This is a genomic window from Actinoplanes aureus, assembly GCF_015704865.1.
GTDB classification, from domain to species: domain Bacteria; phylum Actinomycetota; class Actinomycetes; order Mycobacteriales; family Micromonosporaceae; genus Actinoplanes; species Actinoplanes aureus.
This window is the reverse complement of record NZ_JADQTO010000011.1, coordinates 233,299-259,373: the sequence shown is the minus strand read 5'-3', so window position 1 is coordinate 259,373 and position 26,075 is coordinate 233,299. Positions and strand designations below refer to the sequence as shown.

The window sequence follows — 26,075 nt, the reverse complement described above, 5'->3', positions numbered from 1 at the left end:
CGCCCGCCTTCGCGGGGTACGCCGATCCCGACGGGCGGGTTAGCCTCGATCAATGAGTGCGTTGCCCAAGGAACTCCTCGACCTCGTCGCCTCCGGCCCGCTGGCCCACGTCACCACCATCAACCCGGACGGAAGCCCGCAGGTTTCCGTCATCTGGATCGGCGTCGACGGGGACGACCTGGTCAGCGGCCACCTGAGCCGCAACGTCAAGCTGCGCAACATCGAACGCGACCCGCGGGTCGTGGTGTCGTTCGACGCTCCCCGCGTCCCGGGCGTCTTCCTCGCCGAACACGCCGTGCTGCGGGCGACGGCCACCGTCGAGCCGAGCGAGCAGGCATGGGACCTGCTCAACCGGCTCGGCAAGGTGTACGTCGCCCCGGACGCCGAGTTCCCCGCCCCGAGGAAACCCGGCTACCTCATCCGCTACCGCATCGACCGGGTCGGTGGCGTCGGCCCGTGGGCACCCGCCTGACTACAGCTGGATGGACTTGACCTGGGTGAATTCGAGGACGCCGTACGGGCCGAGCTCCCGCCCGTGCCCGGACTGCTTGTACCCGCCGAACGGTGCCAGCGGGTTGAACGCCGCCCCGTTGATCTCGACCTGGCCGGTGCGCAGCCGGCGGGCGACCCGGATCGCCCGGTCCCGGTCCCCTGACCAGACGCCGCCGGCCAGGCCGTAGTCGGTGGCGTTGGCGATCCGGACCGCGTCGGCCTCGTCGTCGTAGGGCAGGATCGTCAGCACCGGGCCGAAGATCTCCTCACGGGCGATGGTCATCTCCGGGGTGACGTCGCTGAACACGGTCGGGCGTACGAAATAGCCGGTCTTCTGATCTTCCACTGGCGATGCGCCGCCGCAGACCAGCTTGGCCCCCTCCGCCTGGCCGCGCGCGATGTAATCGCGCACGCGGTCGCGCTGCGTCGCCGAGACCAGCGGGCCCAGCGCGGTGTCCGCGGCGAACGGGTCACCGACGGTGATCTGCCCGGCGACGGCGGCGGCGATCTCCTCGACCACCGGCAGGCTGGCCCGGGGCACCAGCATCCGGGTCAGCGCCGAGCAGGTCTGCCCGGAGTTGATGTAGCACTTCGCGATGCCGTCGGCGACCGCCTGCTTGAGGTCGGCGTCGTCGAGGATGATGTTGGCGGACTTGCCGCCGAGTTCGAGGGCGACCTTCTTCACGGTGGCCGCGGCGAGCTCGCTGACCCGCTTCCCGGCCCGGGTGGAGCCGGTGAACGACACCATGTCGACGTCCGGATGGCCGGCCAAGGCCTCCCCGACGACCGGGCCGTAGCCGGTGACCAGGTTGAACACTCCGGCCGGCAGACCCACCTCGGCTAGGATCTCGGCGAGGACGAACGCGCTCAGCGGCGCCTGCTCGCTCGGCTTGACCACGATCGTGCAGCCGGCCACCAGGGCCGGCGCCACCTTGGCGGCGACCTGGTGCAGCGGGTAGTTCCACGGCGTGATCGCCGCGACCACACCCACCGGCTCGCGCTCCACCAGGGAGTTTCCGATCCGCTGCTGCCACGGCAGATCCTCCACGAGGTACTGCATCGAGGCGAACGTGGCGGCCGGCAGCGCGGCCTGCACCCCGAGCGCGAACGGCAGCGGCGAGCCCATCTCCCGGGCGATCAGCGCCGCGATCTCCTCCGAGCGCTGCTGCAACCGCAGCGAGACCGCGGTGCAGAGGTCGACCCGGTCGGCGAGCGGGCTGGCGGACCAGGCCTCGAAGGCGGCGCGGGCCGCGGCCACCGCGGCATCGGCGTCAGCCGCGCCGCCGGCCGGGATCTTGGCAAAGACCTCTTCGGTGTACGCGTTGACGACGTCGATCGTCTCGCCGGAGGTGGACGGTACCCACTGTCCGCCGATGAAGAGCTTGTCCGTGTTCACAGCGCCGCCTCCTTGATGTTCTCGGCGGTCCTCGACGCCAGGGCCATGATGGTGATCATCGGGTTGGTGCCGGACGGGGTGGGGAACGCCGAGGCGTCACCGATCCACACGCCCGGGGTGTCGTGCAGTTCGCCGCGCGGGTCGGCGACGCTGGTGGCCGGGTCGGTGCCCATCCGGCAGCTGCCCATCTGGTGTGCGCTGAAGAGGGTGGCGCCGCCGGCTCGCAGCGGCAACCGCTGTGCCCGGGCGATGTACGCGTCCAGGTCGTCCCCGTACCGCCAGGGCGGGATCCCGCGGGCCAGCACCCGGATGCCGCGGGCGCCCGCCGCGTGGTGCAGCCGGATCTGCGCCTCCAGGGCACGACGGGTGTTGCGGGCGTCGAGTTCGTCGGTGAGCGCGTACCAGTGTGCGGTGTTGCCGGCCGCGTCCAGGGTGACCCGGCCGTGCCCGTGATCGCGGACCAGCCCGATGAACGAGCCGTGGTTGCGGTAGTCGGCGAGCGCCTGCTTGTGCTCGGCGGCGGTGGTGAACGGCAGCGCGGAGGCGCCCAGCCCGGTGGTGTACTGCACGCTCTCCATCAGGAAGCCGTAGCCGTCCTCGACGTTCGCGAACTCGTTGACCAGCGCGGCGTGCGGTGCGCCCCACCAGGCCCGCATGTCGGTGCCGTAGTCACCCATGGTGATCGTGACCGGGTGCAGCCGCAGGTAGTCCCCCACCGCCGGGCCGCCGATGCCGGAGCGCAGCAGCACGCCGGGCGACTCCAGGGCGCCGGCGGCGAGGACGACGACCGGCGCGCGTACGGTCACCGCCGCCCCGTTCGCACACCGGCCCCGCACGCCGGCCGCCCGGCCGTTCGCCACCAGGATCTGCTGGACCTGGCAGCCGTCCACGACGCGGGCGCCGTGTTCGGTCACCGCGGGTTCCAGGTAGACCTTGAGCGTCGAGCGTTTCGCCCCGGACGCGTCCCCGAAGCCGAGGTGCCCGGCGATCGCCGGGTCGTGCCGTTTGGAGTCCCAGTTGCGGTACACGGTCGCGAACGACCAGCCGAGCGCGTCCGCACCCCGGTGCATGGCCTCGTGCACCGGGTTGAACTCGGAGCACTGGTCGTTGACCGACAGCTCACGCCAGACCGCGTCCAGATGCCTGTCGAAGGCGGGCGTGGCCACGTCGGTCAGGCCGTGGTCGTCAGCCCACTGCCGGCGTACCCAATCCTTGGTCCGGATGCAGTTGGTCCAGTTGATGACCGTGCCGCCGCCGAGCCCGGCGCCCGCCATCAGCGTGACGTTCAGGTCGGTCGTCGGGTTCGGCCCGCCCCGCCAGTACGAGTTCTGGTACGCGGCGAGTTCGAGCTGGTGGAAGTCCGCCTCGGTGCGGTAGTGGCCGGCCTCCAGGACCACGACGCGGGCGCCGGACGCGGCGAGCCGGCCGGCGATCAGGCCGCCGCCGGCACCCGAGCCGACCACGACGACGTCGGCCTCCAGATCGACGTCCTGCTCCGGCCGCAGCGGGGTGATCGCCGGTTCGTCGGGCGGCGGTGCCGCGGTGACCGGGCCGGGGTAGCCGAGCCTGGTCCAGTTCGGATTGCGGCCCGCGGCGTCGGTGGCGCCGTAGGTGAGCAGCAGGATGAGGCTGGTCAGCGAGCCGATGCCGGCGGCCGCCTGCGCCGAGGCGAGGGACAGGGTGGTCAGGATCTGCTCGCGGGACTCCTGCGAGGCGGCGGGCTGGAAGCCCTGCGCGCCGAGCACGTCGAGCAGGCCGCCGATCGCCTCCCGCTGCTCGGCGGGCATGGCCGCGAGCATGGCCAGCACGCCCTGGTCGGCGCCGACGTCGGTGGCGCGGCGGCCCCAGAAGCCGTCGCGGTCGTCCGGATGCGGGACGGCGGGCACGACGGTGTCGCACAACAGGCGCAACACCGCGGTCTGATTCGGGGAGAGGATGTCGGTCACGATGCGGTCCTCCTACTTCGGCGATGAAGGTCGGCGGCCGGACAGAGACCATCAATGTACGACGGGGATCTATGCCCACGGACCGAGCAGATTGCCCAGTCGCGAAAGCTCGAGCTTGGCCGCGCGCGCGTCGCCGCCACGGATCCCGTCGAGGATCGAACGAACCGAGTCCCAGGCGCGCTGCTCTATCGCGGGCAGGTGTCCCGCCGCTTCCAGCACGGCGAAGGCCTCGCGGCGGGCGATGAACTCCCACCGCTCTCGCCGTGCCCCGTCGTCGGGCCCGCACTTGTCCAGGGCGTGGAGCGCCTTATCGAGCAGTCTCAGACGGTCTCTGATCTGCCCTTCCCGCCGGTCGCCGGGAAGCTCGGTGGCCGCCGGATGGGCAAGGGTATGGAGGCCGATCGTCTGCAGCATGACCTTGGCGAACTCCTTCACCGTTTCGGTCAGAACCACCCCGCCGGCCACCAGCAGCGGACCGGCCTGGGCGCCGACCACACCTCCGGGCGGCCCGCCGACGATGGAACCCGCCACCCCGCCCGCGACGCCGGCCGCGATGCTCACGGCGATCGCCGGGCGCAGGGCCGAGTTCAGCTCCGCGGCCAGAGTCCGCCGCGCCACCGGTGAGTCCACCGGTTGCGGCGCCGATCGGTCGGTCATCGCCCGCTCCAGCAGCCATCGGAACCGCTTGGTGAACCACCTGAGCTGTAGCTGGGCCTCGGCGGCCCGCCGGCTCAGGTTCCCCTCGTCGGGCGGGGCGGCCAGCACGGCCGTCAACGGCTCGCGCATCCACGTCGCCCAGATCTCCGCCGGTGGCGGTGGAGGCGGATCGGGATAGCCCAGACTCCGCAGCACGGCCGGGATGTCGTGGGCGCAGATCTCCCGCAGGTACATCTGTTTCTCGAACGTCATCGGCGCGAATTCGTGGGCCCGACGATCGTCTGCCGACAACTGATCCCACAGGGCATCGTCGTTCGCCACCGACTCGAGCGCGCGCATCAGTCCCATACCGGCGTCGATCAGGAGCGACCGGGCGCGGAGATCGCGGCGTGCCTGTTCGGTCTCATCCAGGTAGGTGAACTCGGTATGTTCGAGTACCGACGTGGCTTCGGCATGGTCGAGAGCGTCGTTGACCCCCACCACCTCGGTGATGATCAGCTCAGCATCGGCGCGCCACTTTCCGGCCAGTTCCGGGAGCATCTCCTCACCCTCGCGCGGGTGGCCGGCGGCCGGATCGGGCGAAGGGGCATATCTTCCGGCGGATCTCGGACATCGTCCGGCACGGCGTTGTGGAGATGTCGGGGAGGTCGCGTGCGGGTGGGTGGCCGTACCCGGGTTCGGCCCTAACGTCGCAGGTTGTGAGAGTTGACGTCCTTGTGGTGGGTGCGGGCCTGGCCGGGCTGCACACCGCCCGCCGGCTCGCGGAACGGGACCTGTCGGTGCTGGTGGTCGAGCGCCGCCGGTCGCTCACGGCGGGCATCCGCACGACCGGGATCTTCGTACGCCGTACGCTCGACGATTTCAGCCTGCCGGACCACCTGCTCGGGCCGGGCATCCGCGACGTGCTGCTGTATCCGCCGTCGCGGCGGAGCCCGATCCGGCTCACCAGCGACCGTGACGAATACCGGGTCGCCGACATGGCCGCCGTCTACGAGCACGCCCGGCGCGCCGCGGAGGTCGCCGGGGTCCGGGTCATGCTCGGGGTGCGTTACGCGGGCGCCTCGCACGACTCCCCCGCGACCCACCTCCTGATCGGCGCCGAGCCCGTGTCGGCCCGGTTCCTGATCGGCGCGGACGGTGCCCGGTCCCGGGTGGCCCGCGATCTCGGCCTGGACGTCAACCGGCGGTTTCTCGTCGGCGCCGAACTGGTTCACCCGGTCGCTTCCGGCCGGAACACCCCGGCGTTCCACTGCGTCCTCGACCCACGGGTGGCCCCCGGATATCTGGCCTGGGTGATCGACGACGGCCGGCACGCGCATGTCGGGGTGGCCGGCTACCCGTCGGTGATGCGCGCCGGTGTCCGGCATCTGCTGGACGCCTTCGCCGCCGACGCGCCCGGCCGGACCGCACCGGCCGGCCCGATCGAACGGCGTGGCGGCCCGATCCCGGTCGGCGGAGTGCTGCGGCGGCTCGCGTCCCCGGCCGGGCTGCTGGTCGGTGACGCGGCGGGAGCGGTCTCCCCGCTGACCGCCGGCGGTCTCGACCCGTGCCTGCGCCTGTCCGAGCTGGCCGCGTCGGTCACCGCCGACTTCCTGCGCACCGGTGACCAGCATGAGCTGCGCCGCTACGACGGCGGTGGGTTGCGATCACACTTCAGCGGGCGATTGCTGCTGCGCCGGGCATACGCGGCGGTCCGTTCCCCAGGTGCGGCCGAGGCGGCGGTCGCCCTGCTGCGCAACCGCGCCGGCCGCGCGATGGCCGCTCGGGTGCTGTTCGGCGACCGCTCCTTTCCGGACGTCACCACCCACCCCGTGCCGGTCGGCCGGAACAGCGGAACGTGACAGCCGTTGGAAGCGCAACCCACCACCCGGGCCCGGCGGGCGCGGTGGGGCGTCTCGCCGTGCGGCGGCCGCGGGGTGGTCCGGGGACGGTCCCGATTCGGCGGGAGCCGGAAAGGCGTACCCCTCAAAGGTTTTAGGGGGCGACGGCGTGCAGGCGTTCGATGGTGCCGGCCTTGAGGCGTTCGGCCTCGGCCACCTGGAAGCCGGCGGCTTCGACAAGCGGCCGCTGGCGGCGGGTGAAATGCTCGCCGGCCGTGGCGATGGTGACGCGCTCGACCAGCCACTGCGCGGCGTAGATCGGCGGCCACGTGCTGCCGATGTGGTCCAGCAGCAGCAACCGGCCACCGGGGACCAGGACTCGCCGCATCTCGGCGACCGCGGCCCGCGGGTCGGGGATCGCACACAGCGAGAGCGCGCAGACCACCGTGTCGAACGTGGCGTCACCGAAGGGCAGCTGCTGTGCGTCGCCCTCGCGCAGGTCGGCGGCGAGGTTCAGGCCGGCGGCGCGGTGCCGGGCGTGTGCCAGCATCTCCGGGCTCAGGTCGATGCCGGTGATCACCGCGGTGGCCGGATAGTGCGGCAGGTTGCGGCCGGTGCCGACGCCCACGTCCAGGACGCGGCCGGTGGCGCGGGCGCCGAGCCACTCGCGGCCGCCGGTGAACCAGTGCCTCTCCAGGAAGGCGATCTGCCGGTCGTAGGTGGGCGCGGTCCGGTCCCAGACGCGGCGGGCCTTGGCGGTCCGTTGTGATAGGTCCACGGCCCTCACCGTAACCGGCCGATTGCCTGGCCGAACATCCGACGACGGCACTGGACCGGGTGCGGCACGGTGGAGGCTGGCGGGCAGCGCTGATCCTCGACGGGGAGGACCGGGCCGATGGGGAAGCTGGAACGGATTCGCGACGGGCTGGCCGGGGCCGGGCGGATGCTGGACGGCCCGTTCGGGCCGCGGCGGATCACCTACGCCGACTACACGGCGTCGGGGCAGGCGCTCGACTTCGTCGAGGACTTCATCCGCGATCATGTGCTGGCCGGCTATGCGAACACGCACACCGAGGCGTCGGCGACCGGCGCGCAGACCGGTGCGCTTCGCGAGGAGGCCCGGTCGATCATTCACCGCAGTGTGGGCGCGGGTCCCGAGCACGTGGTGATCTTCTGCGGTTCGGGGTCGACCGCGGCGGTGGCCAAGCTGGCCGCGATCGTCGGGCTTCGCATCCCGGAAAACCTCGATGATCGGTACGGGCTGAGCGCGCACATCCCCGCCACGGAGCGCCCGGTCGTCCTGGTCGGGCCGTACGAGCACCACTCCAACGAGCTGCCCTGGCGTGAATCGATCGCCGACGTCGTGGAGATCGACTCGGATCACACCGGTCACGTGGATCTGGGCACGCTACGGGCGGCGCTGCTGGCGTACGCCGACCGGCCGCTTCGGATCGGCAGCTTCTCCGCCGCCTCGAACGTCACCGGCATCCTGACCGACACCGCGGCGGTGTCCCGGGTGCTTCGCGAGCACGGCGCCCTGTCGGTCTGGGACTACGCGGCCGCCGGGCCGTACGTGCCGATCTCGATGGCCGGCAAGGACGCCGTCTTCCTGTCGCCGCACAAGTTCCCCGGCGGACCGCAGACGCCGGGTGTGCTCGTGGTGGACCGGCGGCTGATGACCAACCGTGTGCCGGTCACGCCGGGCGGCGGCACGGTGGCGTACGTGGACCCGACCGGCCACCGCTACCTGGACGACCCGGTGGCCCGCGAGGAGGGCGGCACCCCGGCGATCGTCGAGTCGATCCGGGCCGGCCTGGTGTTCGCCGTCAAGGACGCGGTCGGCACCGATCTGATCGAGGCCCGCGAGCGGGAGCTGTGGCTGCGCGCCCGCCGACGCTGGACCGCCGAGCCGAACATCGGCATCCTCGGCGACCTGGACGCGGACCGCCTGTCGATCGTCTCGTTCCAGATCCGCGCCGGTGACCGCTACCTGCACCACAACTTCGTCGCGGCGCTGCTCAACGACCTGTTCGGCATCCAGGCGCGGAGTGGGTGCTCGTGCGCCGGCCCGTACGGCCACCGGCTGCTCGGCATCGACGCACCGCACTCCCGGGAGTTCCGCGACGAGATCCTGGCCGGCTGGGAGGGCGTCAAACCGGGCTGGACCCGGCTGAACCTCAACTACTTCATCTCCGACACGATCGCCGACTTCCTGATCGAGGCGGTCACCCTGATCGCCCGGTACGGGTCACGGCTGCTGCCCGACTACCGGTTCGACCCGCGGACCGCCCGGTGGACGCACGTCCGGCACGCTCCGCCACCGGTGCGGCTGGCGGATCTGCGGCTCACCGACGACGGCACGGTGTCCATGCCCGACGCGCCGGTGTGCACGGCCGGCGAAGACGTCCTGGCCGGCTACCTGGTGGACGCCCGCCGGATCCTGACCTCCCGGCCGGAGCCGGCCGACGGGGTACGCCTCGACCTGCCGCCCGGCTTCGAGAAGCTGCGCTGGTTCCTGCTCCCGGACACCTGTTGGGAGTCCAAACCTCGCGGCGGTTGACGAATCGATGAACCTCTCGCGAAAAAGGCCGGAACTCTCCGCTCTTGCTGGGAGCTGGGCGATTCGCGGGGTAACGCTCGTCTTGTGACCGAGACACTAGTGATTCTGACGCTCGTGGTCATCACCGCCCTCGGATTCGACTTCACGAACGGCTTCCACGACACGGCCAACGCGATGGCGACGTTGATCGCCACCGGCGCTCTCCGGCCGAAGGTCGCCGTCCTGCTGTCGGCGGTGCTGAACCTCGTCGGCGCGTTCCTCTCCGTCCAGGTGGCGCTGACGGTGACGAACGCGGTGGTACGCATCCAGAACAGCGACGGCACACCGAAAACCGAAACCCTCGACGGCGGCGGGACGGCACTGCTGCTGATCGTGCTCGCCGGCCTGGTCGGCGCCATCGTGTGGAACGTCTTCACCTGGCTGCTGGGCCTGCCGTCGAGCTCGTCGCACGCCCTGTTCGGCGGCCTGATCGGCAGCGCGGTCGCCGGTCTGGGCTGGGCCGGCGTCAACTGGACCGGGGACGGCAGCAAGCTCGACGGCGTGGTCGGCAAGGTGCTCCTGCCCGCGATCCTGTCGCCGGTGATCGCCGGCGTGGTCGCCGGCGTCGGCACCTGGCTGATCTACAGACTGACCGTCGGGGTGGCCCGCCGGTTCACCGACAACGGCTTCCGCTGGGGCCAGATCGGCAGCGCGTCGCTGGTCTCGCTCGCACACGGCACGAACGACGCGCAGAAGACCATGGGCGTCATCACCCTCGCGCTGATCGCGGCCGGCGAGTGGTCGGACACCGGCGCGATCCCGTTCTGGGTGAAGGTCACCTGCGCGGTCGCCATCTCGCTCGGCACCTACCTGGGCGGGTGGCGGATCATCCGTACGCTCGGCAAGGGCCTAGTCGAGATCGGCCCGCCGCAGGGCATGGCCGCCGAGTCGGCCTCGGCCGCGGTGATCCTCTCCTCCAGCCAGCTGGGCTTCGCGCTCTCCACCACGCAGGTCGCCACCGGGTCGATCCTGGGCAGTGGGGTGGGCCGGCCGGGTGCGCAGGTGCGCTGGGCGGTCGCCGGCCGGATGGTGACAGCCTGGCTGATCACCATGCCCGCCGCCGGGCTCGCCGGCGCCCTGATGTGGTGGATCGCGGACCTGATCGGCGGTTCCGCCGGCGCCGTGGTGATCTTCGCGCTGTTGCTGGCGCTGACCGGGCTGATGTGGGCGCGCTCGCGTCGCACGCCGGTGAACCACCACAACGTCAACGACGAATGGCAGGACGACCGGGCACCGGCCCGGGTTCCCGCCGGACACGCGAGCTGAGAGGCGGCGCGACATGCACAACCTGCAACTGGCGCTCGACGGCGCCTGGAAGGTACTGCTGGCCAGCCTGATCCTCGGCGCCGGCCTGCCCGCGCTGTTCGCGCTGGGCGTGCGGTCCATGGCCTACGGCACCGGTGGCGAGGTCTCCGGCGGGAGCCCGCACCGGACCGGCACGATCGTCGGGTACGTCTGCTTCGGGATCGTCCTGCTCGGCGTGCTGCTGGGCCTGACCTACATCGTGGCGACCGGGCTCGGCAAGACGCTGAGCTTCGAGAACGTGATCCCGACGCTGGTGGACAAGTCGTGAGCGAGCAGCGGTCGAGCTTCGTCACCCGGGCCGTGGAGTGGCTGCGGGCCGGCTATCCGGACGGGGTGCCCCGGCGGGACTACGTGGCGCTGCTCGGCCTGCTGCGCCGGAAGCTGACCGAGGACGAGATCCGCAAGATCGCCCAGGAGCTGGCCGATCAGTCGCAGGGCACCCCGGACCCGATCACCACGCAGGACATCGAGGCGATGATCAACAGCACGGTCCTCCAGCAGGCTACGCCGGAGGATGTGGTCCGGGTGTCCGCGCACCTGGCCGCGGGCGGGTGGCCGCTCGCCGATCCGCCCGCCGACTGAGCCGGCGGTCGATGGCGTCCAGGTAGGGCCGGACCGGGCCGACGGTCAGCAGACCGCTCCCGGCTCCGGCCCACTCGCCTGCCGCCGGCTCCAGGGCCCGCCGGGCCCGGCGCATGGCCGCATCGTCGCCGGCATCCACGGCGGCCCGCGCGACCAGGCACCAGAGCGCCTCGGCCAGCGGGCCGGGCGGCGGATCAGGCACGTCACCCACGGCCATGCCAGGGCTGAGCAGAGGGCGGACCCATGCCTCGTACGGGCCGAAGCCGCCCTCGTCGACCAGAGGCAGCCCTCGCTGCACCCGCATCCCGAGCAGCGCGAGCGGCAGCAGACCGGCACGCATCCCCGGCATCCCGGCCCGGTCCAATCGCGCCGCGGCCGCCCGATAAGCCTGCTCGGCCTGCTCGGCCCGCGCGTCCCGGGCCACGTCGGTTCGAAGTGCCCGGTACCAGTCGGTGAAGACGCCGACCAGCGGCAACGAGTGCCGGGCCGCGAGGGCGTCAGCCGCCGCGGCATGCCGGTCCGCCTCGGCGAACCCGGCGACCGCGGACCTGGCCTGCATCCGGATCAGGTGCCCGAGCACCTCAGCCGTCACCAGCGCGTGCCGGCTCGCGAGGGCGACCAATTCCGCACCGATGGCATCCCGCCGGCCCGACTGCCCGATCCGGCCGAAGCTCTGCATCCACACGCCGTTGAGCGCGAACGCCAGCAACCCCGGATCATCGAGCTCGCGGGCAATCCGCTCCGCCTCAGCGGCACACGCCACCGGCCGAGGTTCGGTCGTCCCCCGCGACTCCACGGCGATGGTGGCCAGCAACCGCGCCCGCACGGTCGGGTGGGCATCGGACGGCAGGGCCGCGAGAGCACGCTCGGCCGCGGCCACGACCGCGCCCGCCTGCTCCGGATCGTCGACACGCGTCCAGATCGCCGGAACGTCATAGGCACCGATCACCCGAGCGGTCAGTTCCGGATCGGAGAGCTGCTCCGCCGCTGCGACAGCCGCTGCCCGCTGCTCCCGCGCCGCCTCCAGCCCGTCCGGCCCGGCCACCGCGAGATTCCGCAGCAGCCCGACCGCTGCCTCCAGCCGGGGACCCCCGCGCAGAACCCGGTCATAGGTGGCCGCGGCCCGCGTCCAGACCGCCTGACCGTCCAGGTGCGGCTCCTGAGTGAGGATATCGCTCTGGAGGGCGCGCAGAGCCGGCCCCGGGTCGATGCCCAGCTGCCCGGTGAGGAGTTCCCGCGCCCGCCGCAGAACGGCGAGCGCGTCCGCCTGCCGCCCGCTCCGATAGAGCGCGGTGGCCAGAAGCCGCCATCCCTCCTCCCGCCACGGATGCTCGGTCACGTGGGCGTCCAGATCCGGCACCGCCTCGGCCGGACGGCCCAGATCGAGGCGGGCGGCCGCTTGCCGCTCGACGGCGTGCAGGCGCAGTTCGGTGAGACGGGCCCGGTCGGCACGAGCCCAGGCGGCATCGGGGAAGTCGGCGTACGCGGGTCCCCGCCACTGTCCGAGCGCCTCGGTGAGCGCGGCGAGTGTCGATTCCGGATCCAGCACGACCTGCTCGAACCGCCAGGCGTCGACATCGGCGGGGGGCGGGCTGAGCGCGTACCCCGGCCCTTTGGTGATCAGCAGCGCCGCCGGCGCCCTGGGCGGCCGGTCCGGCTCGAGGCCGCGCCGCAGTGCGGCTACGAACGTGCGGACCGCGGCGACCGCGCCGTCCGGAGGCGCCACCCAGAGATCGTCGACCAGATCGCTGACCAGCACGACTCGCCCGCGCGCCACCAGCAGCCGGGCCAGCACCGCGCGGTGCATCGGGCCTTTCAGGTCGACCGGCCGACCGGTCTCGTCCTCGGCGACGACCGGCCCCAGCACGCCGAACCGGATCCGCACGCCGGTCACGCTACCGCCGTGCTCATTCGCTGCTCATCCGGACCCGCGACAGTTCCTCCCATGAACTTCGAACACCTGCGTGTCCCGGTCGCCGACGGGGTCGAACTGCACACCGCCGTCGCCGGATCCGGCAGCCCGATCGTGCTGCTGCACGGCTTCCCGCAGACCCACCTGATGTGGCGGCACGTCGCCGCCGACCTGGCCGCCGACCACACGGTGATCTGCCCTGATCTACGCGGTTACGGTGCCAGCGACAAGCCCGGCGAGGACGGTCCGGACACCTATGCGAAGCGGACCATGGGCGCCGACATCGTGGAACTGGCCCGCCGGCTCGGCCACGACCGGTTCGCCCTGGCCGGCCACGATCGGGGCGCGCTTGTCGCGATCCGCGCGGCGCTGGACCATCCGGCCGCGATCACCCACCTGGCGTCGCTGGACGTGCTTCCCACCCTGGACATGTGGGAGGTGATGCACGGGACGAGCGCGGCCGTCGGCTTCCACCTGTACCTGATGGCCCAGCCGCCGGGCCTGCCGGAGCGGATGATCGCGGCCACCTCGGACGAGTTCTTCGGGCACTTCCTGGACCTCTGGACGAACGACCCGGCGGCGATCCCGGCCGACGTACGCGCCGCCTACCTGGACGCCTGCCGGGGCGCGGTGCCGTCGATCGTCGCCGACTACCGCGCCTCGGCCGGCATCGACGTCGAACACGACCGCGCCGACCGGGCGGCCGGCCGGGTGCTGCCGATGCCGGTCACCGTTCTCCAGCAGGACTGGGGCTCGATGCTGGGCTTCGACGCGGCCGAGCTGTGGCGGGCCTGGGCGCCGGACCTGCGGCACGTGCCGGTGCGCTGCGGCCACTTCATGGCGGAGGAGGCCCCGGACCTGGTGGTCAAGGAGATCCGGGAGCTGCTCACCCGCTGAAGGTTTGCTGTTGGTCGATCGCCCAGTACGATCGTATTGGGCGATCGACCAACAGGAGGCTGGCGCATGGTGACCACGGCGGAGCGGGGCCGGGAGGTGCGCGCACGCCTGTTGCGCGCCGCGACCGAGCTGATCGTCGAGCGCGGCTGGACCGCCACCACCACCCGGGTCGTGGCCGACCGCGCCGGCGTGGCTCCCGGCCTGGTGCACTACCACTTCGCCTCGGTGCAGGCGCTGCTTCGCGAGGCGGCTCTGGACACCGCACGCGGCCTGACCGCGCAGATCGGCCCGATGCTGGCCGGCACCCGCAGCGCCGGCGACACCGTCGACCTGCTGTTCCGCGCGCTCGACGGGTACAGCGGCACCGACCCGGCCTCGGTGCTGCTCGTCGAGGCCTATCTCGCCGCCACCCGCGACGATCAGCTCCGGGAGGCGCTCGCCGGCGTGATCACCGACTTCCGGCGGGAGCTCGCCGAGCGCCTCGCCGACCACGGCGTCCCCGGCCCGGAGACCACGGCCGCCGTCGTGGCGGCGGCCGTCGACGGGGTGATGCTGCACCGCTCACTGCTCGGACCCGAACGCGGCGACACCACCGCGGTGCTGCGCCGGCTGGTGCGGCGATGAGGGTCATCGTCTGCGGCGCCGGGATCGCCGGCCTGGCGCTCGCCCAGCTTCTCGACGGTGCCGGCGTCGAGGTGACCGTGGTCGAGCGGGCGCCCGGCCCGCACCCCGGCGGCTACATGATCGACTTCTTCGGGCCGGGCTACGACGCCGCCGAGGCGATGGGCGTGCTGCCGCGCGTCCAGGAGCTGGGCTACCGGGTGAAGGAGCTCGCCTACGTCGACGAGAAAGGCAGGCGGCGGGCCGGTCTGAGCTACGACGAGTTCGCCCGGGCGGCCGGCGGGCGGGTGGTCAGCATCATGCGCCCCGATCTGGAGCGGGCTCTGCACTCCCCCGTCGACATCCGCTACGGCCGGACGCTCACCGCGGTCGACAACCGCGCCGACGGCGTGACCGTGACCCTCGACGACGGCGAGACCCTCACCGCCGATCTGCTGGCCGGCTGCGACGGCATCCACTCGACGGTCCGCGCCCGCGCCTTCGGGCCCGAGCGCGACTACGTGCGCTACCTGGGATTCCACACCGCGGCGTACACGTTCGACGATCCGGTCGCGCACGCCGCGGTCGCCGGCCGGTTCTGCATGAGCGACACCCTGCACCGCACGCTCGGCTTCTACGGCCTGCGCGACGGACGGGTCGCGGTCTTCGCCGTGCACCCGGCCGGTGACCCGGCCCGGCCCGCCGACGCCCGCGACGCCCTGCGGCACGAGTACGCCGGCGTCGGCTGGATCGCGCCCCGGGCCCTCGCCGCCTGCCCGCCGGCCGAGCAGGTCTACTACGACCAGGTCGCCCAGGCCGTGGTGCCGGCCTGGAGCACCGGCCGGGTGGTCCTGCTCGGCGATGCGGCGTACGCGGTCTCCCTGCTCGCCGGCCAGGGCGCCTCCCTGGCGGTCGCCGGCGCGAGCCTGCTCGCGCGCGAGCTGACCAGCGGCGCCGCCATCGATTCCGCCTTTCATCGGTACGAGCAAACCCTGCGCCCGATCGTCTCGGACACCCAGGAACGAGCCCGCCGGGGCGCCCGCTGGTTCGTCCCGACCAGCCCGGCCCAGCGGTGGCTGCGCCGGTTCGCCCTCCGGACGGGCGGGCGCCTGCTCGTGTCCAGGCTCGTCGGCAAGCCGGCCGCGCTACGGTTCGCCCACCGGCCGGGACAGTGAGGGGCGGCGCCGGTGTGTACCGGTATGCTTCCCGCCACCCAGCGTAACGATCAGTCGGGAGTTGATGTAGGTCATGTCCGTTACCCGAGAGGCCTGGGGCAGCACGCCCGCCGGCGCCGTCGACCGGTACACCCTCAGCAACGGTCACGGCCTGGTGGTCCGAGTGCTGACCCACGGCGGCGTCGTGCAGTCGATCGAGGTGCCGGACCGCGACGGCGGCACCGCGAACGTGGCGCTCGGCTTCGACACGGTCCAGGGCTACCTGGACAACCCGGGCCCGTACTTCGGGGCGATCATCGGCCGGTACGGCAACCGCATCGCCAAGGGACGGTTCAGCCTCGGCGGCGTTGCCGTTCAGGTGCCGGTCAACGACGGCCCGAACAGCCTGCACGGCGGCACCCCCGGCTTCGACCAGCGGATCTGGGCCGCCGAGGTACGCGACGGCGCGCTCGTCCTCAGCCATGTCAGCCCCGACGGCGACCAGGGCTATCCCGGCACCCTCACGGTCACCGTCACCTACAGCCTCACCGGCGACAACGGCCTGCGGATCGACTACCACGCCACGACCGACGCGCCGACCGTGGTGAACCTGACCAACCACAGCTACTTCAACCTGGCCGGCGAGGGGTCCGGCGACGTCTACGACCACGTCCTGCGGATCGACGCCGACGGGTTCACCGAGGTCGACGCCACGCTCATCCCGACCGGCGAGATCGCACCGGTGGACGGCACCCCGCTGGACTTCCGTACCCCGGCGCCGATCGGCGCGCGGATCCGCGACAACCACGCCCAGTTGCTCCGCGGCGGCGGCTACGACCACAACTGGGTGCTCTCCGGCCCGGTCGGCGAGCTGCGGGACGTCGCGCACGTCGCCGAGCCGCGCACCGGCCGGACCTTGACGGTACGGACCACCGAGCCGGGCGTGCAGTTCTACTCCGGCAACTTCCTGACCGGCGCGTTCGCCGGGACGAGCGGCCGTACCTACCGGCAGGGCGACGGGTTCGCGCTGGAGACACAGCACTTCCCGGACTCACCCAACCAGCCCCGATTCCCGTCCACCGAGCTGCGACCTGGTCAGGCGTACAGTTCCACGACCGTGTATATCTTCGGGACGCATAGCTGACAGCCGGGTATCACCGCCGGTAGGTTCCGGTCCATGCCTACAGAGGACTGACCGACGGACGACGGGCGGCCATGGTGGTAGGAACGTCACGGCGCGCCCTCATCGGGTTGCTGAGCGCGCAGGCATGCACGCTGTCGGCCAACCGTGTCCTGACGGTCGCGGTGCCATGGCTGCTGCTGACCGCCACCGACGATCCGGACCGGGCCGCCTTCCACGCGGGCCTGGTGGTGTTCTGCCAGGCCGCGCCGTACGCGCTGACCCAGTGGCTGGCCGGCCCGCTGCTGGACCGGGTCGGTCCCCGCCGGATCTGCATCGCCGGCGACCTGGCCTCGGCCGCGTTGCTGGCCGTGCTGGCGACCGTCCCGTCCCCGCCGGTCTGGCTGATCGCCCTGATCCTGGCCGGCGTGGGGGCGGCGGACGGTCCGGCCAGCGCGGGCAAGCGGCTGCTCGTACCGGTCGCCGCCACCGCGGCCGGCCAGCCGGTCGCGCGCGGCGCCGGGCTCGCCATCGCCCTGGAACGGGCGGCTACGGCGTTCGGGCCGGCACTCGCCGGATGGCTCGTCGCGTTCCTCGGCGGCGCCTCCGCCCTCTGGGTGGCCGGCGCGCTGCTCGGCCTCGCCGCGCCGATCGCCACGCTCACCTTCCGGAACCCGCCCCGCGACGCCGCGCGGCACGGGTACGCCACGCGCCTGCGCACCGGTGCGGCCTATCTGCGCCGGCACCGCTCGCTGCGCGCCCTGACCAGCATGTTCGTGCTGACGAACCTGCTCGACCAGGCACTGATCAGCGTCCTGCTCCCGGTCTGGGCGCGATCCGGCGGTCACAGCGCCGCCGTCGTCGGCCTGGCCCTCAGCGCGGCCGGCGCCGCGTCGGTGTGCTCCGCGCTGGGCACCGCCTGGCTCGGCACCCGCCTGCCACGCCGCGCCACCTACCTGGCCGCCGTGATCATCAGCGGGCCGACCCGGATCATCGTGCTCGCGCTCGGCTGGCCGGCGGAGGCGGTGATCGCCGTCTGGGTGATCGCCGGCCTCGGCTCCGGCGTGTTCAACCCGCTGCTGGAGACCGTCCAGATCGAGATGACCCCGGCCGAGCTGCGCGGCCGGGTGCTCACCCTGATCAGTGCGCTGGCCTGGGTGGGCATCCCGGTCGGCGGCCTGCTCGGTGCCGCGATGCTCACCTCGGTCGGGCTGCCCGCCACGCTGTGGCTGTGCGGCGCCGCGTACCTGGCCGCGGTCCTGCACCCGGGCCGCCAGGTCGCCTGGGAGGCGCCGGGTGCTGCCCGCCACACCGTGCGGACGGAGCGCACCCCCGCTGTGATCACATAGGGTGGACGCCATGACGAACGCCACCGCCACCATCCCTGACGAGCTTCGTGACCTGCTGGAACGGCCGCTCTTCGCCGACCTGGCGACGATCCGCGAGGACGGCACCCCGCAGGTCAATCCAATGTGGTACGCCTGGGACGGCGAGGTCATCCGCTTCACCCACACGAACTTCCGCCGCAAGTTCCGCAACATCCAGGCCAATCCGGCCGTGGCCATCTCGATCATCGACCCGGAGAACCCGTACCGCTACATCGAGGTCCGCGGCGTCGTCGAACGCATCGACCCGGACCCGACCGGCGCCTTCTTCGTCGAGCTGGCCAAGCGCTACAACGCCCCGTTCGGCACGGACGCCCCCAAGGACTCCCCCGACCGCGTCATCTTCGTGGTCCGCCCCACCGCCATCAGCAAGCACTAGAGAGCTTCCGTAGTCAGGGTGGCTTTGGCCCACGCTCAGTGCTGTCTCAACGGCCGCCAGACAGCACCCACGTTGGGCCGGACAAGACCCTGACCACGAAAGCTGTCTAGACCCGGTCCTGCTTCTTCGGGGTACGCGTGACCCGCGTCCCGCCGAAGCCGACGCGTGCCCGCTCTCCCGGCGCGAGCCCGGCCTTGCCTCACCGCCGCAGCGCGACCGCCGGGAGACAGCATCGCCTGGCGGTTACGGCGGCGAACGCGGGAAGCACGGCCGCTGGGCGAGCAACCCGCCCAGTCCATCGCCCAGCGCGACGGACTGGTGTTTCCCGGCGGCCGCGCTGGGGCGGTGACGGAAAGCCCGGCTCGCGCCCGGGAGAGCGGGGACGGACCGAATCGGGCGGGACGGCGCTACCCGTACCCCGAAGAGGCGGGACCGGAAACGAGGCTCTCAGCGGCCGTTACCGGCGAGCCTGTGCCACAGCCGCTGCCGCGGCCGGCGGGGTTCGCCGACCAGGTCGGTGAGCTCCGAATCGACCAGCTCGCGGCATCCGGCGAGCGCGATGGTGAGCGCCGCCTTCAGTCCGTCGCAGGTCCGGCACACCGCCCGCGCGCAGTCGGCGCGATGGTCGTGCGCGGTGCGCACCAGGACCGAGGACATGCCACCCTCGGCGTAGCCCTGCGGCCCGCACTCGCGCATCCGGGCCCGGTACCGGGCGACCGAGTCGTCCTCGACGCCGTAGATGCGGGCCGCCTCGCCGATGCTGCGTAGTGCTTCCTCGTACACGTTCGCCCTCGCTTGCACGCTTGCCCCCGTCGCTTCGCGTGAATCCGTGTTCACCGGAAGCTACCGCCGGAAGCGGCCGGCCACCATGGACCGGAAAGACGATCGTTGAACTCAGACGGCGCCCTCCAGGATCGTGTCGGTGATCTGCGGGCGCCCCCAGCGGGCGAGGATCTCGTTGGCCAGGGCCACGATCGGCAGCGGGTCCGGAGCGCCCGGCACCTCGATGCCGGCGGCCGAAAGGCCACGCGGGACGGCGCCGGCGTCCAGCAGGGCACGCCATTCCGCCACGCCGAGCCGCAGGAACTCCAGGCCGGTCAGCTGGGCGATCTCCAGCGGGTCGGCGAGCGTGCCGGGGTACGCCGTGAGCGTCCGCAGCCGGGGCAACCCCATGACCGGTGCGAGGCTGAGCGGCGCACCGTTCCAGACACCGATGCCCAGCACCTCGAGCCGCGGGTCGACCGCCGCCTCGATGCTCGGCAGGGCGCGGATGTTGACCCGGGCGACGAGCGGCTCGCCGGTTCCTTCGGACCGCCAGGCGCGACGCCGGTTCACCACCATGTCGGTGAGCGAGCCGGCGAGCAGCCCGGCGCCGATGTTCCGCTCGTGATCGATCATGATGATCTGCCCGAGGTGGCCGGACGGGCCGGGGGTCAGGTCGATCGCCAGCCGGTCGCCGCCGCCGTTGTCGCCGAAGGCGAGCCAGCCGGGCGAGCCGACGAGGCCCTGCACGGCGGCGCCGGGCGGGGTGGACACCGCCTCGGTGGCCGCGAACTGCCACGGGCACGGCCGGGACGCCGCGTCGGCGACGTACAGGTCGTCGAGGCTGAACAGCTCGCAGCCGACCGCGGCCGAGACGCGCTCCGCAGTCTCGTAGTCCTCTCCCCAGCGGGTGACCCGGTAGAGCGCCTTGAGCTCGGCGGGCAGCGCGATGCCCAGGCGCGCCTCGGCGGCGGCGATCTCCGCGTCGGTCGCGCCGATGGCGCCCGGAAGCCGTTCGCGCAGCGTGCGTTCCAGCAGCGCCGGGTCGGCGGTCGGCGCGGGCGCCGCGTCGACCGGCTCGGGCAGTCGCCGCCAGGGTTCCGGGACCGCGCCGTCGACCAGGACGAGCGAGCCCGGGTACGGCCCGAGGCCGTCCTCCACGGCGGGGCCGTTGTCGAGCAGGTGCAGCACCAGTCGCCCGGGCGACTGCGACTCCACCGCGAACGAGATGCTGCCCAGGCCGCCGGCCTTCAGGGCGGCGTGCACCCGGCCCACCGCGTCGAACTCGGCGCTCATGTCCTGCCCCGAGGTCGGCACGCTCCACGAACCACGGCTGATCTGCCCGTGGGCGCGCCCACCGGAGTCCAGGCGCAGGAGCCGCAGCAGTGGAACCCAGGTCGCGAAGTCATCGATCACCGGCGAAGATTATCGTTCCACGGGTGAAGCCACTTCCGATCTCCTCCACCAGCGGCAAGGTGCGGATCGGCGCCCGCCTGCGCGCCGCCCGGCTGCGGCAGGGGCTCACCATCGACCAGGTGGCGGCGAGCGCCGAGGTGAGCAAGGGCTTCGTCAGCCGGATCGAGCGCGACGAGACCTCGCCGAGCGTGGCGACCCTGGTGACCATCTGCGAGGTGCTGTCGCTGCCGGTCGGCGCGTTGTTCGAGGCGCCGCAGTTCGACCTGATCCGGGCCGGGGACGCGCCGCGGATCCAGCTGGCCGGCGACGGCTCGGACGAGCGGTTGCTGACACCGCGCGGCCAGTCCCGGGTGCAGGTGATCCGGTCGGTGGTCGAGCCGGGCGGCACCGGCGGCCCGGAGCTGTACACGCTCAACTGCGAGCTGGAGGTGCTGCACGTGCTCGACGGCGTCCTGGACGTGGTGTTCAGCCGGCACACGGTGAGCCTCGGTGCCGGTGATTCGCTCACGTTCTCCGGCCGGGAGCCGCACAGCTGGCTCAACCCGGACGCGGAGCGCACCGCCGAGGCGATCTGGGTGATCATCCCGGCGGCGTGGAACGTCTCACCCTAGTTCCATCGCCACCGCCCGGACCGGTGCGCCGTCGGCTCCCTCGAGCGCGATCGGCAGGCAGGAGACCAGCGGCGACGGGAAGTCGACGAGTTCCAGGTTGCGGAAGTTCTCGCCGATGACACCACCGGCCGCGGCGATCAGGTGGTGCACCGGGTAGCCATCACCGGGATGCCGGTCGTCCGGGGTCTCGTCGAGGTTGACCGCGTCGACGCAGAACGTGCGGATCCCCAGGTCGAGCAGGCGCCGGCAGGCGTCCGCGTCGAGGTACGGGTGGTCGTAATAGGCCGGCGTGCCGTAATGAGCCGACCAGCCGGTGCACAGCAGCACGATGGTCCCCGGTGTCAGCCCGCCGGCCGCCGGCGCGAGGTGCTCCCAGGTGATCCGCTCGCGCGCTCCCATTCCCCGGACGTCGAGGAGGGCGCCCGGCCCGGTGAACAGGCGCAGATCCAGCTCGTCGATGCGCGGCGCGTCGTCGCGGAAGTGGTAGGGCGCGTCCACGTGCGTACCGCTCTGCGACCCGAGGTCGAGATGCAGCAGGTTGTAGCCGTCGCGGCCGACCGTGGCGTGCCGGGTGAAGCGGACCTCCGGATCACCGGGATAGACCTGGGTGCCCGGCCCGACCGGCACGGACAGATCGACGACGCGGCGGACCCGCATTGTTTCCCCCTCGGAAACGTTTGGCAACAAGTGTTGCCTACCAGACAACACAAGGTCTAGCTTCTGCACCACCCCCGAGATCGAGGACGGTCGACAGTGAGACGGACCTTCGAGATAGAGACCTACGGCATCGACACGATCCGCGACGAGGACCGCGTGTCCCGGCCCCGCGACCTGTTCCGGATCCAGTTCGGCGGCGCGAACACCTTCGCCACCATCATTCTGGGCACCTTCCCCGTACTCCTCGGTCTCTCCCTCTGGCAGGCGGTCGCCGCCACCGTGACCGGCCTGCTGGTCGGCGCCCTGATTCTCATGCCGATGGGCCTGTTCGGACCGCGCACCGGTACGAACAACGCGGTCTCCTCCGGCGCACACTTCGGGGTACGCGGCCGGGTCGTCGGCTCCTTCCTGTCCCTGCTGACCGCCATCGCGTTCTACTCGATCTCGGTGTGGGTCAGCGGTGACGCCGTCGCCGGCGCACTCACCCGGCTGTTCGGCGTGCCGGACAACGACCTGGTCCGCGGGATCATCTACGCGGTGCTGGGCGGGCTGGTCCTCGTCGTGGTCGTGTACGGCTACCAGCTCATGCTGGCGGTCAACAAGATCGTGGTGGTGGCCAACACCGCGCTGATGCTGCTCGGCCTGGTCGCGTACGCCGGAACCTTCGACTTCGGCTACGACCCGGGCCCGGAGGCGTACGCGCTCGGCTCGTTCTGGCCCACCTTCGTGCTCTCCGCGCTGATCGTGATGGGCAACCCGATCTCGTTCGGCGCGTTCCTCGGCGACTGGTCCCGCTACATCCCGGCGGACACGCCGGTGCCCCGGCTGCTCGGCGCGACCTTCGGCGCCCAGCTCGCCACGCTGGTGCCGTTCCTGTTCGGCGTGGGCACCGCCACGATCGTCTCCGGCGAGCAGGACTACGTGTTCGCGCTCGTGCAGGTCTCCCCGGCGTGGTACACGGTGCTGCTGGTGTTCATCGCCTTCCTGGGCGGCATGTCGACCGGCGTCACCTCGCTCTACGGCACCGGTCTCGACTTCTCCTCGGTCTTCCCGCGGCTGAGCCGGGTACGGGCGTCGCTGTTCATCGGCGCCCTCGCGTTCGTCTTCATCCTGGTCGGCCGGCTCACCTTCGACCTGATCGACAGCGTGAACGCGTTCATCGGCGCGATCGTCATCTGCACCACGCCGTGGATGGTCATCATGACGATCGGGTACATCGTGCGGCGTGGCCACTACGATCCCGCCGACCTCCAGGTCTTCAACCAGCGCCGCACCGGCGGCCGGTACTGGTTCACCGCCGGCGTCAACTGGCGGGGCATGGTGGCCTGGATCCCGGCGGCGATCGTGGGCCTGATGTTCGCCAACTACCCGCCGCTGATCGAGGGCCCGTTCCGCGACGCCGCCGGCGGCGTCGACATCAGCCTGCCGGTCACGCTGGTCCTCGCTACCGCGGCCTATCTGCTTCTTCTGTACGCCGTACCCGAGCCGCGCTTCGTCTTCGGACCGGACGGCCCACGGGGTGTGCCGGCCGCCGACGGCGTGGCCCCGCTGGTGAAGGCATGAGTGACCCTCGCATCACCGAGAACGGCCGGATCGGTCAGGTCGACGCCACCGTGGTGCCGCGGTTCGCCGGGCCGGCCACGTTCGCCCGGCTGCCCCGCGCCGACGACGTGTCCGACCTGGACGTGGCGATCATCGGGGTGCCGTTCGACGCGGGCGTCAGCTACCGGCCGGGCGCCCGGTTCGGACCCGGCCACGTCCGCGAGTCGTCGCGGCTGCTGCGCCCGTACAACCCGGCCGCCGGTGTCTCACCGTTCGCCGAGCTCCAGGTCGCCGACGCCGGCGACCTGGCGGTGAACCCGTTCGACATCGGCGCCGCCATCGAGCGGATTCATCACGGCGCCCGTTCCGTCCTGGAGCGGGCGCCCCGCCTGGTCACCATCGGCGGCGACCACACCATCGCGCTGCCGCTGCTGCGGGCGATGGCCGAGCGGCACGGCGGCCCGATCGCCGTCGTGCACTTCGACGCGCACCTGGACACCTGGGACAGCTACTTCGGCGCCGACTACGTGCACGGCACCCCGTTCCGCCGGGCCGCCGAGGAGGGGTTGATCGACGGGACCGGCTCGATGCACGTCGGGATTCGCGGCCCGCTCTACGCCGCCACCGACCTCACCGACGACGCGGCGCTCGGCTTTCAGGTGGTGCACAGCCACGAGATGGACGACATCGGTGCCCGCGGCGTGGTGGAACGTATCCACCGGCGGGTCGAGGACCGGCCGGTCTACGTGTCCCTCGACATCGACGTGCTGGACCCGGCGTTCGCACCCGGCACCGGCACTCCGGAGGCGGGCGGGTTGTCCAGCCGTGAGCTGCTGACCATTCTGCGCGGCTTCGCCTCGCTGAACCTGGTCGGCGCGGACGTGGTGGAGGTGTCTCCGGCGTACGACCACGCGGAGATCACCGGGATCGCGGCCGCGCACGCGCTCTACGAGTTGCTGTCGGCGATGGCGCTGAGCCGGCCGAGACCGGGGCCGCGCAGGTCGTGAACGGCGACGGTCCGGCCGGTGATCGCCATGCCGATCGCCTCCATCGGCCCGGCCACCTCGGCGCCGTCGCCGTGGCTCCAGTCCGCGTCCGTGGCTACCAGGCGCAGCCCGTCCAGGGTTCCCGGCCGGACCAGCGCGGGTGCCACGGTCGACGACGTCAGGTACTCCAGCAGGATGCGCCAGTGCGCGGCCGGCACGTCGGCGAGCAGGCCGAGCGGCCGGGCGATGTCGCGCAGGTGCAGACAGGTCTCGGCGAACGGACCCATCGGACCGACCCGCGGCGGATTCACCCGGTCGGCGGCGTGGGCGCGCAGCAGGGCGATCAGCTCCGGCCGGGGCCGCCGGGCCAGCCGCCGGGTGAAGTGGTCGACGGTCCGGTCGGTGTCGCCCCGGTAGCGCAGCGCGGCGAGGAAGAACCGGCCGAAGCCGACCATCATCGGCTGGACGAAGTGTGCGGCCATGTGCTGCACGGTCCAGCCGCGGCACAGCGTCTCGGCCCGCCACTGGGAGTCGTCCAGGTTCTCCAGGACATCGGCGATCATCAGGCGGTTGGCGGTGGTCAGCTGGTAGATCACGCGACCCTCCCACGTACGTCCCGGTTGAGCGCCCGCAGCACCTTGAGCGCCGCGGCGATCTCGTCCGGGGTGCACTCGCCGGCCATCCCGGCGAGATTGTTCAGTTCGTCCTCCCGGATGCGACCGAACAGCTCGGCACCGGCCGGGGTCATGGCGATCAGCACCGACCGGCGGTGTGCCGGGTTCTCCCGGGCCGCCACGTAGCCGAGCTCGATCAGATCGTTGACGTGCCGCTGGACGCCCTGCCGGGCCAGGTCGAGCCGGTCGGCGATCGCCGGCACGGTCGCCGGCCCCTGCCCGTCGAGCACCTCGAGGACCGCGCGCATGCCGACGGTGAGCCGCTCCGGCCGCAGCGACGCCTCGACCGCCCGGGCCGAGTTGAGCACCAGCGGCCGGACCTGCCGGAGGACGTCGTACAGGGCGATACCTCGCTCATACATGACAACAATGATGTCATATCGAGAGGGCGTCGGCCGTCAGACGTCGGCGTAGTTGCGCAGCAACCGCAGCGCCTCCGCCGCGTGCGGCCCCCGGGTCCGCAACCCGGACGCCTCCGGCGCCAGCCGCTGCGCGCCGACCCGGCAGAAGGCGCCGGCGTCACCGGTGATCACGGACCCGGCGGCCGGGTCGCCGTACCGCCAGGACGAGCCGTCCGGCGCGGTCAGGTCGCAGTACACCGCCACCGCGGGCAGGCCGGCCAGGTGGAACGCGTACGGCAGCGTGCTGTGCCCCAGCCAGGCGATGTGCCGCAGCCGCACGGTGTCCGGATAGTCGATGCCGAGCGGCACGGTGACGTCCAGCGCGTGCGCCCAGTGCTCGGCCAGCCGGGTCGTGGCGAGCGTGCGCGGTTTGAGCGACGTGGTGACCCACCGGACCTGCCGCTGCGGATCCGAGTCCCGCAGCGCCTGGACGGCGGCCCGGCGCGCCGCCCGCCACCGCTCGAAGACGACCGCCGGTTCGGCCTGCTCGGCGTGGACCATTGCGGCCATGGCGTCGTCCACGGTGCCGCCGTACCGCCGCCAGTCGACCATGCCCGTCCCGCCGCACGTCATCGACACGGCCTCCTCGGTCTGGGCGAGGTGCAGCACCACGTCGGCGACCGTCCATCCGGCCGCCGCGGACGGCGCGAGCCAGTCCCCCGGCGAGAGCCCGGCCAGCACACCCTCCAGCTGCTCCTGCTCGGCTTGCAGATCGTCGATGACATCCGGCTGGGAATTCATCAGGCAAGTATGCGACCGCTCTTGTAGTCTGGCCGACTTTG

At 72.2% G+C, this 26,075-nt stretch carries 26 protein-coding genes; 15 read left to right on the top strand and 11 right to left on the bottom strand.

Going from position 1 to position 26,075, the window contains the following annotated elements; genetic code table 11:
* Positions 1-52: 52 nt before the first annotated feature.
* Positions 53-472 (top strand): PPOX class F420-dependent oxidoreductase, encoded by a 420-nt coding sequence (locus tag I4J89_RS24305; protein ID WP_196416349.1) that lies wholly within the window; start codon positions 53-55, stop codon positions 470-472.
* Here the strand turns inward: I4J89_RS24305 and I4J89_RS24300 are convergent, their stop codons facing one another.
* From I4J89_RS24300 to I4J89_RS24290, 3 genes are all read right to left on the bottom strand, one after another.
* A complete protein-coding gene (locus I4J89_RS24300) occupies positions 473-1,888 on the bottom strand; it encodes an aldehyde dehydrogenase family protein (protein WP_196416348.1) in 1,416 nt (471 codons plus the stop codon).
* Positions 1,885-3,834 (bottom strand): GMC family oxidoreductase N-terminal domain-containing protein, encoded by a 1,950-nt coding sequence (locus tag I4J89_RS24295; RefSeq protein WP_196416347.1) that lies wholly within the window; start codon positions 3,832-3,834, stop codon positions 1,885-1,887. The genes I4J89_RS24300 and I4J89_RS24295 overlap by 4 nt, the downstream gene beginning before the upstream one ends.
* A gap of 69 nt (positions 3,835-3,903) precedes the next feature.
* Entirely contained in the window at positions 3,904-5,031 is a 1,128-nt protein-coding gene (locus I4J89_RS24290; protein ID WP_196416346.1) for a hypothetical protein, read from the bottom strand.
* Between the two features lie 158 nt (positions 5,032-5,189).
* On the opposite strand from I4J89_RS24290, the gene I4J89_RS24285 reads away from it, so the two are divergent.
* A complete protein-coding gene (locus tag I4J89_RS24285) occupies positions 5,190-6,332 on the top strand; it encodes an NAD(P)/FAD-dependent oxidoreductase (RefSeq protein ID WP_309238455.1) in 1,143 nt (380 codons plus the stop codon).
* A 133-nt stretch (positions 6,333-6,465) separates the two neighbouring features.
* Here the strand turns inward: I4J89_RS24285 and I4J89_RS24280 are convergent, their stop codons facing one another.
* A complete protein-coding gene (locus I4J89_RS24280; RefSeq protein ID WP_196416344.1) occupies positions 6,466-7,089 on the bottom strand; it encodes a class I SAM-dependent methyltransferase in 624 nt (207 codons plus the stop codon).
* A gap of 117 nt (positions 7,090-7,206) precedes the next feature.
* On the opposite strand from I4J89_RS24280, the gene I4J89_RS24275 reads away from it, so the two are divergent.
* From I4J89_RS24275 to I4J89_RS24260, 4 genes are all read left to right on the top strand, one after another.
* A complete protein-coding gene (locus I4J89_RS24275) occupies positions 7,207-8,871 on the top strand; it encodes an aminotransferase class V-fold PLP-dependent enzyme (RefSeq protein WP_196416343.1) in 1,665 nt (554 codons plus the stop codon).
* 84 nt (positions 8,872-8,955) lie between these two features.
* A complete protein-coding gene (locus I4J89_RS24270; protein WP_196416342.1) occupies positions 8,956-10,176 on the top strand; it encodes an inorganic phosphate transporter in 1,221 nt (406 codons plus the stop codon).
* A gap of 13 nt (positions 10,177-10,189) precedes the next feature.
* A complete protein-coding gene (locus I4J89_RS24265; RefSeq protein ID WP_196416341.1) occupies positions 10,190-10,483 on the top strand; it encodes a hypothetical protein in 294 nt (97 codons plus the stop codon).
* A complete protein-coding gene (locus tag I4J89_RS24260; protein ID WP_196416340.1) occupies positions 10,480-10,797 on the top strand; it encodes a DUF3349 domain-containing protein in 318 nt (105 codons plus the stop codon). Before I4J89_RS24265 ends, I4J89_RS24260 begins: the two co-directional genes overlap by 4 nt.
* Here I4J89_RS24260 and I4J89_RS24255 read toward each other — a convergent pair.
* Positions 10,718-12,682, bottom strand: a complete 1,965-nt coding sequence (locus tag I4J89_RS24255) for an AfsR/SARP family transcriptional regulator (RefSeq protein WP_196416339.1) — start codon at positions 12,680-12,682, stop codon at positions 10,718-10,720. The two genes, I4J89_RS24260 and I4J89_RS24255, sit on opposite strands and share 80 nt — an antisense overlap.
* Before the next feature lie 60 nt (positions 12,683-12,742).
* On the opposite strand from I4J89_RS24255, the gene I4J89_RS24250 reads away from it, so the two are divergent.
* The 6 genes from I4J89_RS24250 to I4J89_RS24225 all read left to right on the top strand — a co-directional run bounded on the left by I4J89_RS24250 (position 12,743) and on the right by I4J89_RS24225 (position 18,244).
* On the top strand, positions 12,743-13,606 hold the full coding sequence (locus I4J89_RS24250; protein WP_196416338.1) for an alpha/beta fold hydrolase: 864 nt from the start codon (positions 12,743-12,745) through the stop codon (positions 13,604-13,606).
* Positions 13,607-13,672: 66 nt separating this feature from the next.
* Positions 13,673-14,230, top strand: a complete 558-nt coding sequence (locus I4J89_RS24245; RefSeq protein ID WP_196416337.1) for a TetR/AcrR family transcriptional regulator — start codon at positions 13,673-13,675, stop codon at positions 14,228-14,230.
* On the top strand, positions 14,227-15,381 hold the full coding sequence (locus I4J89_RS24240; RefSeq protein WP_196416336.1) for an FAD-dependent monooxygenase: 1,155 nt from the start codon (positions 14,227-14,229) through the stop codon (positions 15,379-15,381). The genes I4J89_RS24245 and I4J89_RS24240 overlap by 4 nt, the downstream gene beginning before the upstream one ends.
* Positions 15,382-15,454: 73 nt before the next feature.
* Positions 15,455-16,504 carry an aldose epimerase family protein gene (locus I4J89_RS24235; protein WP_196416335.1) on the top strand — a complete coding sequence of 350 codons (1,050 nt, stop codon included), beginning with the start codon at positions 15,455-15,457 and terminating at the stop codon, positions 16,502-16,504.
* Between the two features lie 71 nt (positions 16,505-16,575).
* Positions 16,576-17,829, top strand: coding sequence for an MFS transporter (locus I4J89_RS24230; RefSeq protein ID WP_196416334.1), 1,254 nt, complete (start codon positions 16,576-16,578; stop codon positions 17,827-17,829).
* Between the two features lie 10 nt (positions 17,830-17,839).
* Positions 17,840-18,244 (top strand): PPOX class F420-dependent oxidoreductase, encoded by a 405-nt coding sequence (locus I4J89_RS24225; RefSeq protein ID WP_196416333.1) that lies wholly within the window; start codon positions 17,840-17,842, stop codon positions 18,242-18,244.
* A 447-nt stretch (positions 18,245-18,691) separates the two neighbouring features.
* On the opposite strand, the gene I4J89_RS24220 is transcribed toward I4J89_RS24225, so the two are convergent.
* Both I4J89_RS24220 and I4J89_RS24215 read right to left on the bottom strand, forming a co-directional pair.
* A complete protein-coding gene (locus I4J89_RS24220; protein ID WP_196416332.1) occupies positions 18,692-19,045 on the bottom strand; it encodes a hypothetical protein in 354 nt (117 codons plus the stop codon).
* A 93-nt stretch (positions 19,046-19,138) separates the two neighbouring features.
* On the bottom strand, positions 19,139-20,422 hold the full coding sequence (locus tag I4J89_RS24215) for an SMI1/KNR4 family protein (RefSeq protein ID WP_196416331.1): 1,284 nt from the start codon (positions 20,420-20,422) through the stop codon (positions 19,139-19,141).
* Positions 20,423-20,445: 23 nt separating this feature from the next.
* On the opposite strand from I4J89_RS24215, the gene I4J89_RS24210 reads away from it, so the two are divergent.
* On the top strand, positions 20,446-21,033 hold the full coding sequence (locus tag I4J89_RS24210; protein ID WP_196416330.1) for a helix-turn-helix domain-containing protein: 588 nt from the start codon (positions 20,446-20,448) through the stop codon (positions 21,031-21,033).
* On the opposite strand, the gene I4J89_RS24205 is transcribed toward I4J89_RS24210, so the two are convergent.
* Positions 21,025-21,690: a cyclase family protein gene (locus I4J89_RS24205; RefSeq protein WP_196416329.1), complete on the bottom strand. Its 666-nt coding sequence runs from the start codon at positions 21,688-21,690 to the stop codon at positions 21,025-21,027. The genes I4J89_RS24210 and I4J89_RS24205 overlap by 9 nt on opposite strands.
* Positions 21,691-21,786: 96 nt before the next feature.
* Between I4J89_RS24205 and I4J89_RS24200 the strand changes: the two genes are divergently transcribed.
* On the top strand, positions 21,787-23,253 hold the full coding sequence (locus tag I4J89_RS24200) for a purine-cytosine permease family protein (RefSeq protein WP_196416328.1): 1,467 nt from the start codon (positions 21,787-21,789) through the stop codon (positions 23,251-23,253).
* A complete protein-coding gene (gene speB, locus I4J89_RS24195) occupies positions 23,250-24,239 on the top strand; it encodes an agmatinase (RefSeq protein ID WP_196416327.1) in 990 nt (329 codons plus the stop codon). The genes I4J89_RS24200 and speB overlap by 4 nt, the downstream gene beginning before the upstream one ends.
* Here the strand turns inward: speB and I4J89_RS24190 are convergent.
* From I4J89_RS24190 to I4J89_RS24180, 3 genes are read right to left on the bottom strand one after another with little or no spacing between them, the layout of a single operon-like run.
* Complete coding sequence (locus I4J89_RS24190; protein ID WP_309238454.1) at positions 24,179-24,814, bottom strand: maleylpyruvate isomerase family mycothiol-dependent enzyme; 636 nt, start codon at positions 24,812-24,814, stop codon at positions 24,179-24,181. The genes speB and I4J89_RS24190 overlap by 61 nt on opposite strands.
* Positions 24,811-25,254 carry a MarR family winged helix-turn-helix transcriptional regulator gene (locus I4J89_RS24185; protein ID WP_196416326.1) on the bottom strand — a complete coding sequence of 148 codons (444 nt, stop codon included), beginning with the start codon at positions 25,252-25,254 and terminating at the stop codon, positions 24,811-24,813. Before I4J89_RS24185 ends, I4J89_RS24190 begins: the two co-directional genes overlap by 4 nt.
* Before the next feature lie 36 nt (positions 25,255-25,290).
* Positions 25,291-26,034 (bottom strand): maleylpyruvate isomerase family mycothiol-dependent enzyme, encoded by a 744-nt coding sequence (locus tag I4J89_RS24180; RefSeq protein WP_196416325.1) that lies wholly within the window; start codon positions 26,032-26,034, stop codon positions 25,291-25,293.
* Positions 26,035-26,075: the final 41 nt, after the last annotated feature.

Excerpts from the sequence above, each read along its gene's own strand:
- I4J89_RS24305 (WP_196416349.1), top strand. The coding sequence starts at position 53 with ATGAGTGCGTTGCCCAAGGAACTCCTCGACCTCGTCGCCTCCGGCCCG.
- I4J89_RS24290 (WP_196416346.1), bottom strand. The coding sequence starts at position 5,031 with ATGCTCCCGGAACTGGCCGGAAAGTGGCGCGCCGATGCTGAGCTGATC.
- I4J89_RS24275 (WP_196416343.1), top strand. The coding sequence starts at position 7,207 with ATGGGGAAGCTGGAACGGATTCGCGACGGGCTGGCCGGGGCCGGGCGG.
- I4J89_RS24265 (WP_196416341.1), top strand. The coding sequence starts at position 10,190 with ATGCACAACCTGCAACTGGCGCTCGACGGCGCCTGGAAGGTACTGCTG.
- I4J89_RS24250 (WP_196416338.1), top strand. The coding sequence starts at position 12,743 with ATGAACTTCGAACACCTGCGTGTCCCGGTCGCCGACGGGGTCGAACTG.
- I4J89_RS24245 (WP_196416337.1), top strand. The coding sequence starts at position 13,673 with ATGGTGACCACGGCGGAGCGGGGCCGGGAGGTGCGCGCACGCCTGTTG.
- I4J89_RS24240 (WP_196416336.1), top strand. The coding sequence starts at position 14,227 with ATGAGGGTCATCGTCTGCGGCGCCGGGATCGCCGGCCTGGCGCTCGCC.
- I4J89_RS24235 (WP_196416335.1), top strand. The coding sequence starts at position 15,455 with ATGTCCGTTACCCGAGAGGCCTGGGGCAGCACGCCCGCCGGCGCCGTC.
- I4J89_RS24230 (WP_196416334.1), top strand. The coding sequence starts at position 16,576 with ATGGTGGTAGGAACGTCACGGCGCGCCCTCATCGGGTTGCTGAGCGCG.
- I4J89_RS24225 (WP_196416333.1), top strand. The coding sequence starts at position 17,840 with ATGACGAACGCCACCGCCACCATCCCTGACGAGCTTCGTGACCTGCTG.
- I4J89_RS24205 (WP_196416329.1), bottom strand. The coding sequence starts at position 21,690 with ATGCGGGTCCGCCGCGTCGTCGATCTGTCCGTGCCGGTCGGGCCGGGC.
- speB (WP_196416327.1), top strand. The coding sequence starts at position 23,250 with ATGAGTGACCCTCGCATCACCGAGAACGGCCGGATCGGTCAGGTCGAC.
- I4J89_RS24185 (WP_196416326.1), bottom strand. The coding sequence starts at position 25,254 with ATGTATGAGCGAGGTATCGCCCTGTACGACGTCCTCCGGCAGGTCCGG.
- I4J89_RS24180 (WP_196416325.1), bottom strand. The coding sequence starts at position 26,034 with ATGAATTCCCAGCCGGATGTCATCGACGATCTGCAAGCCGAGCAGGAG.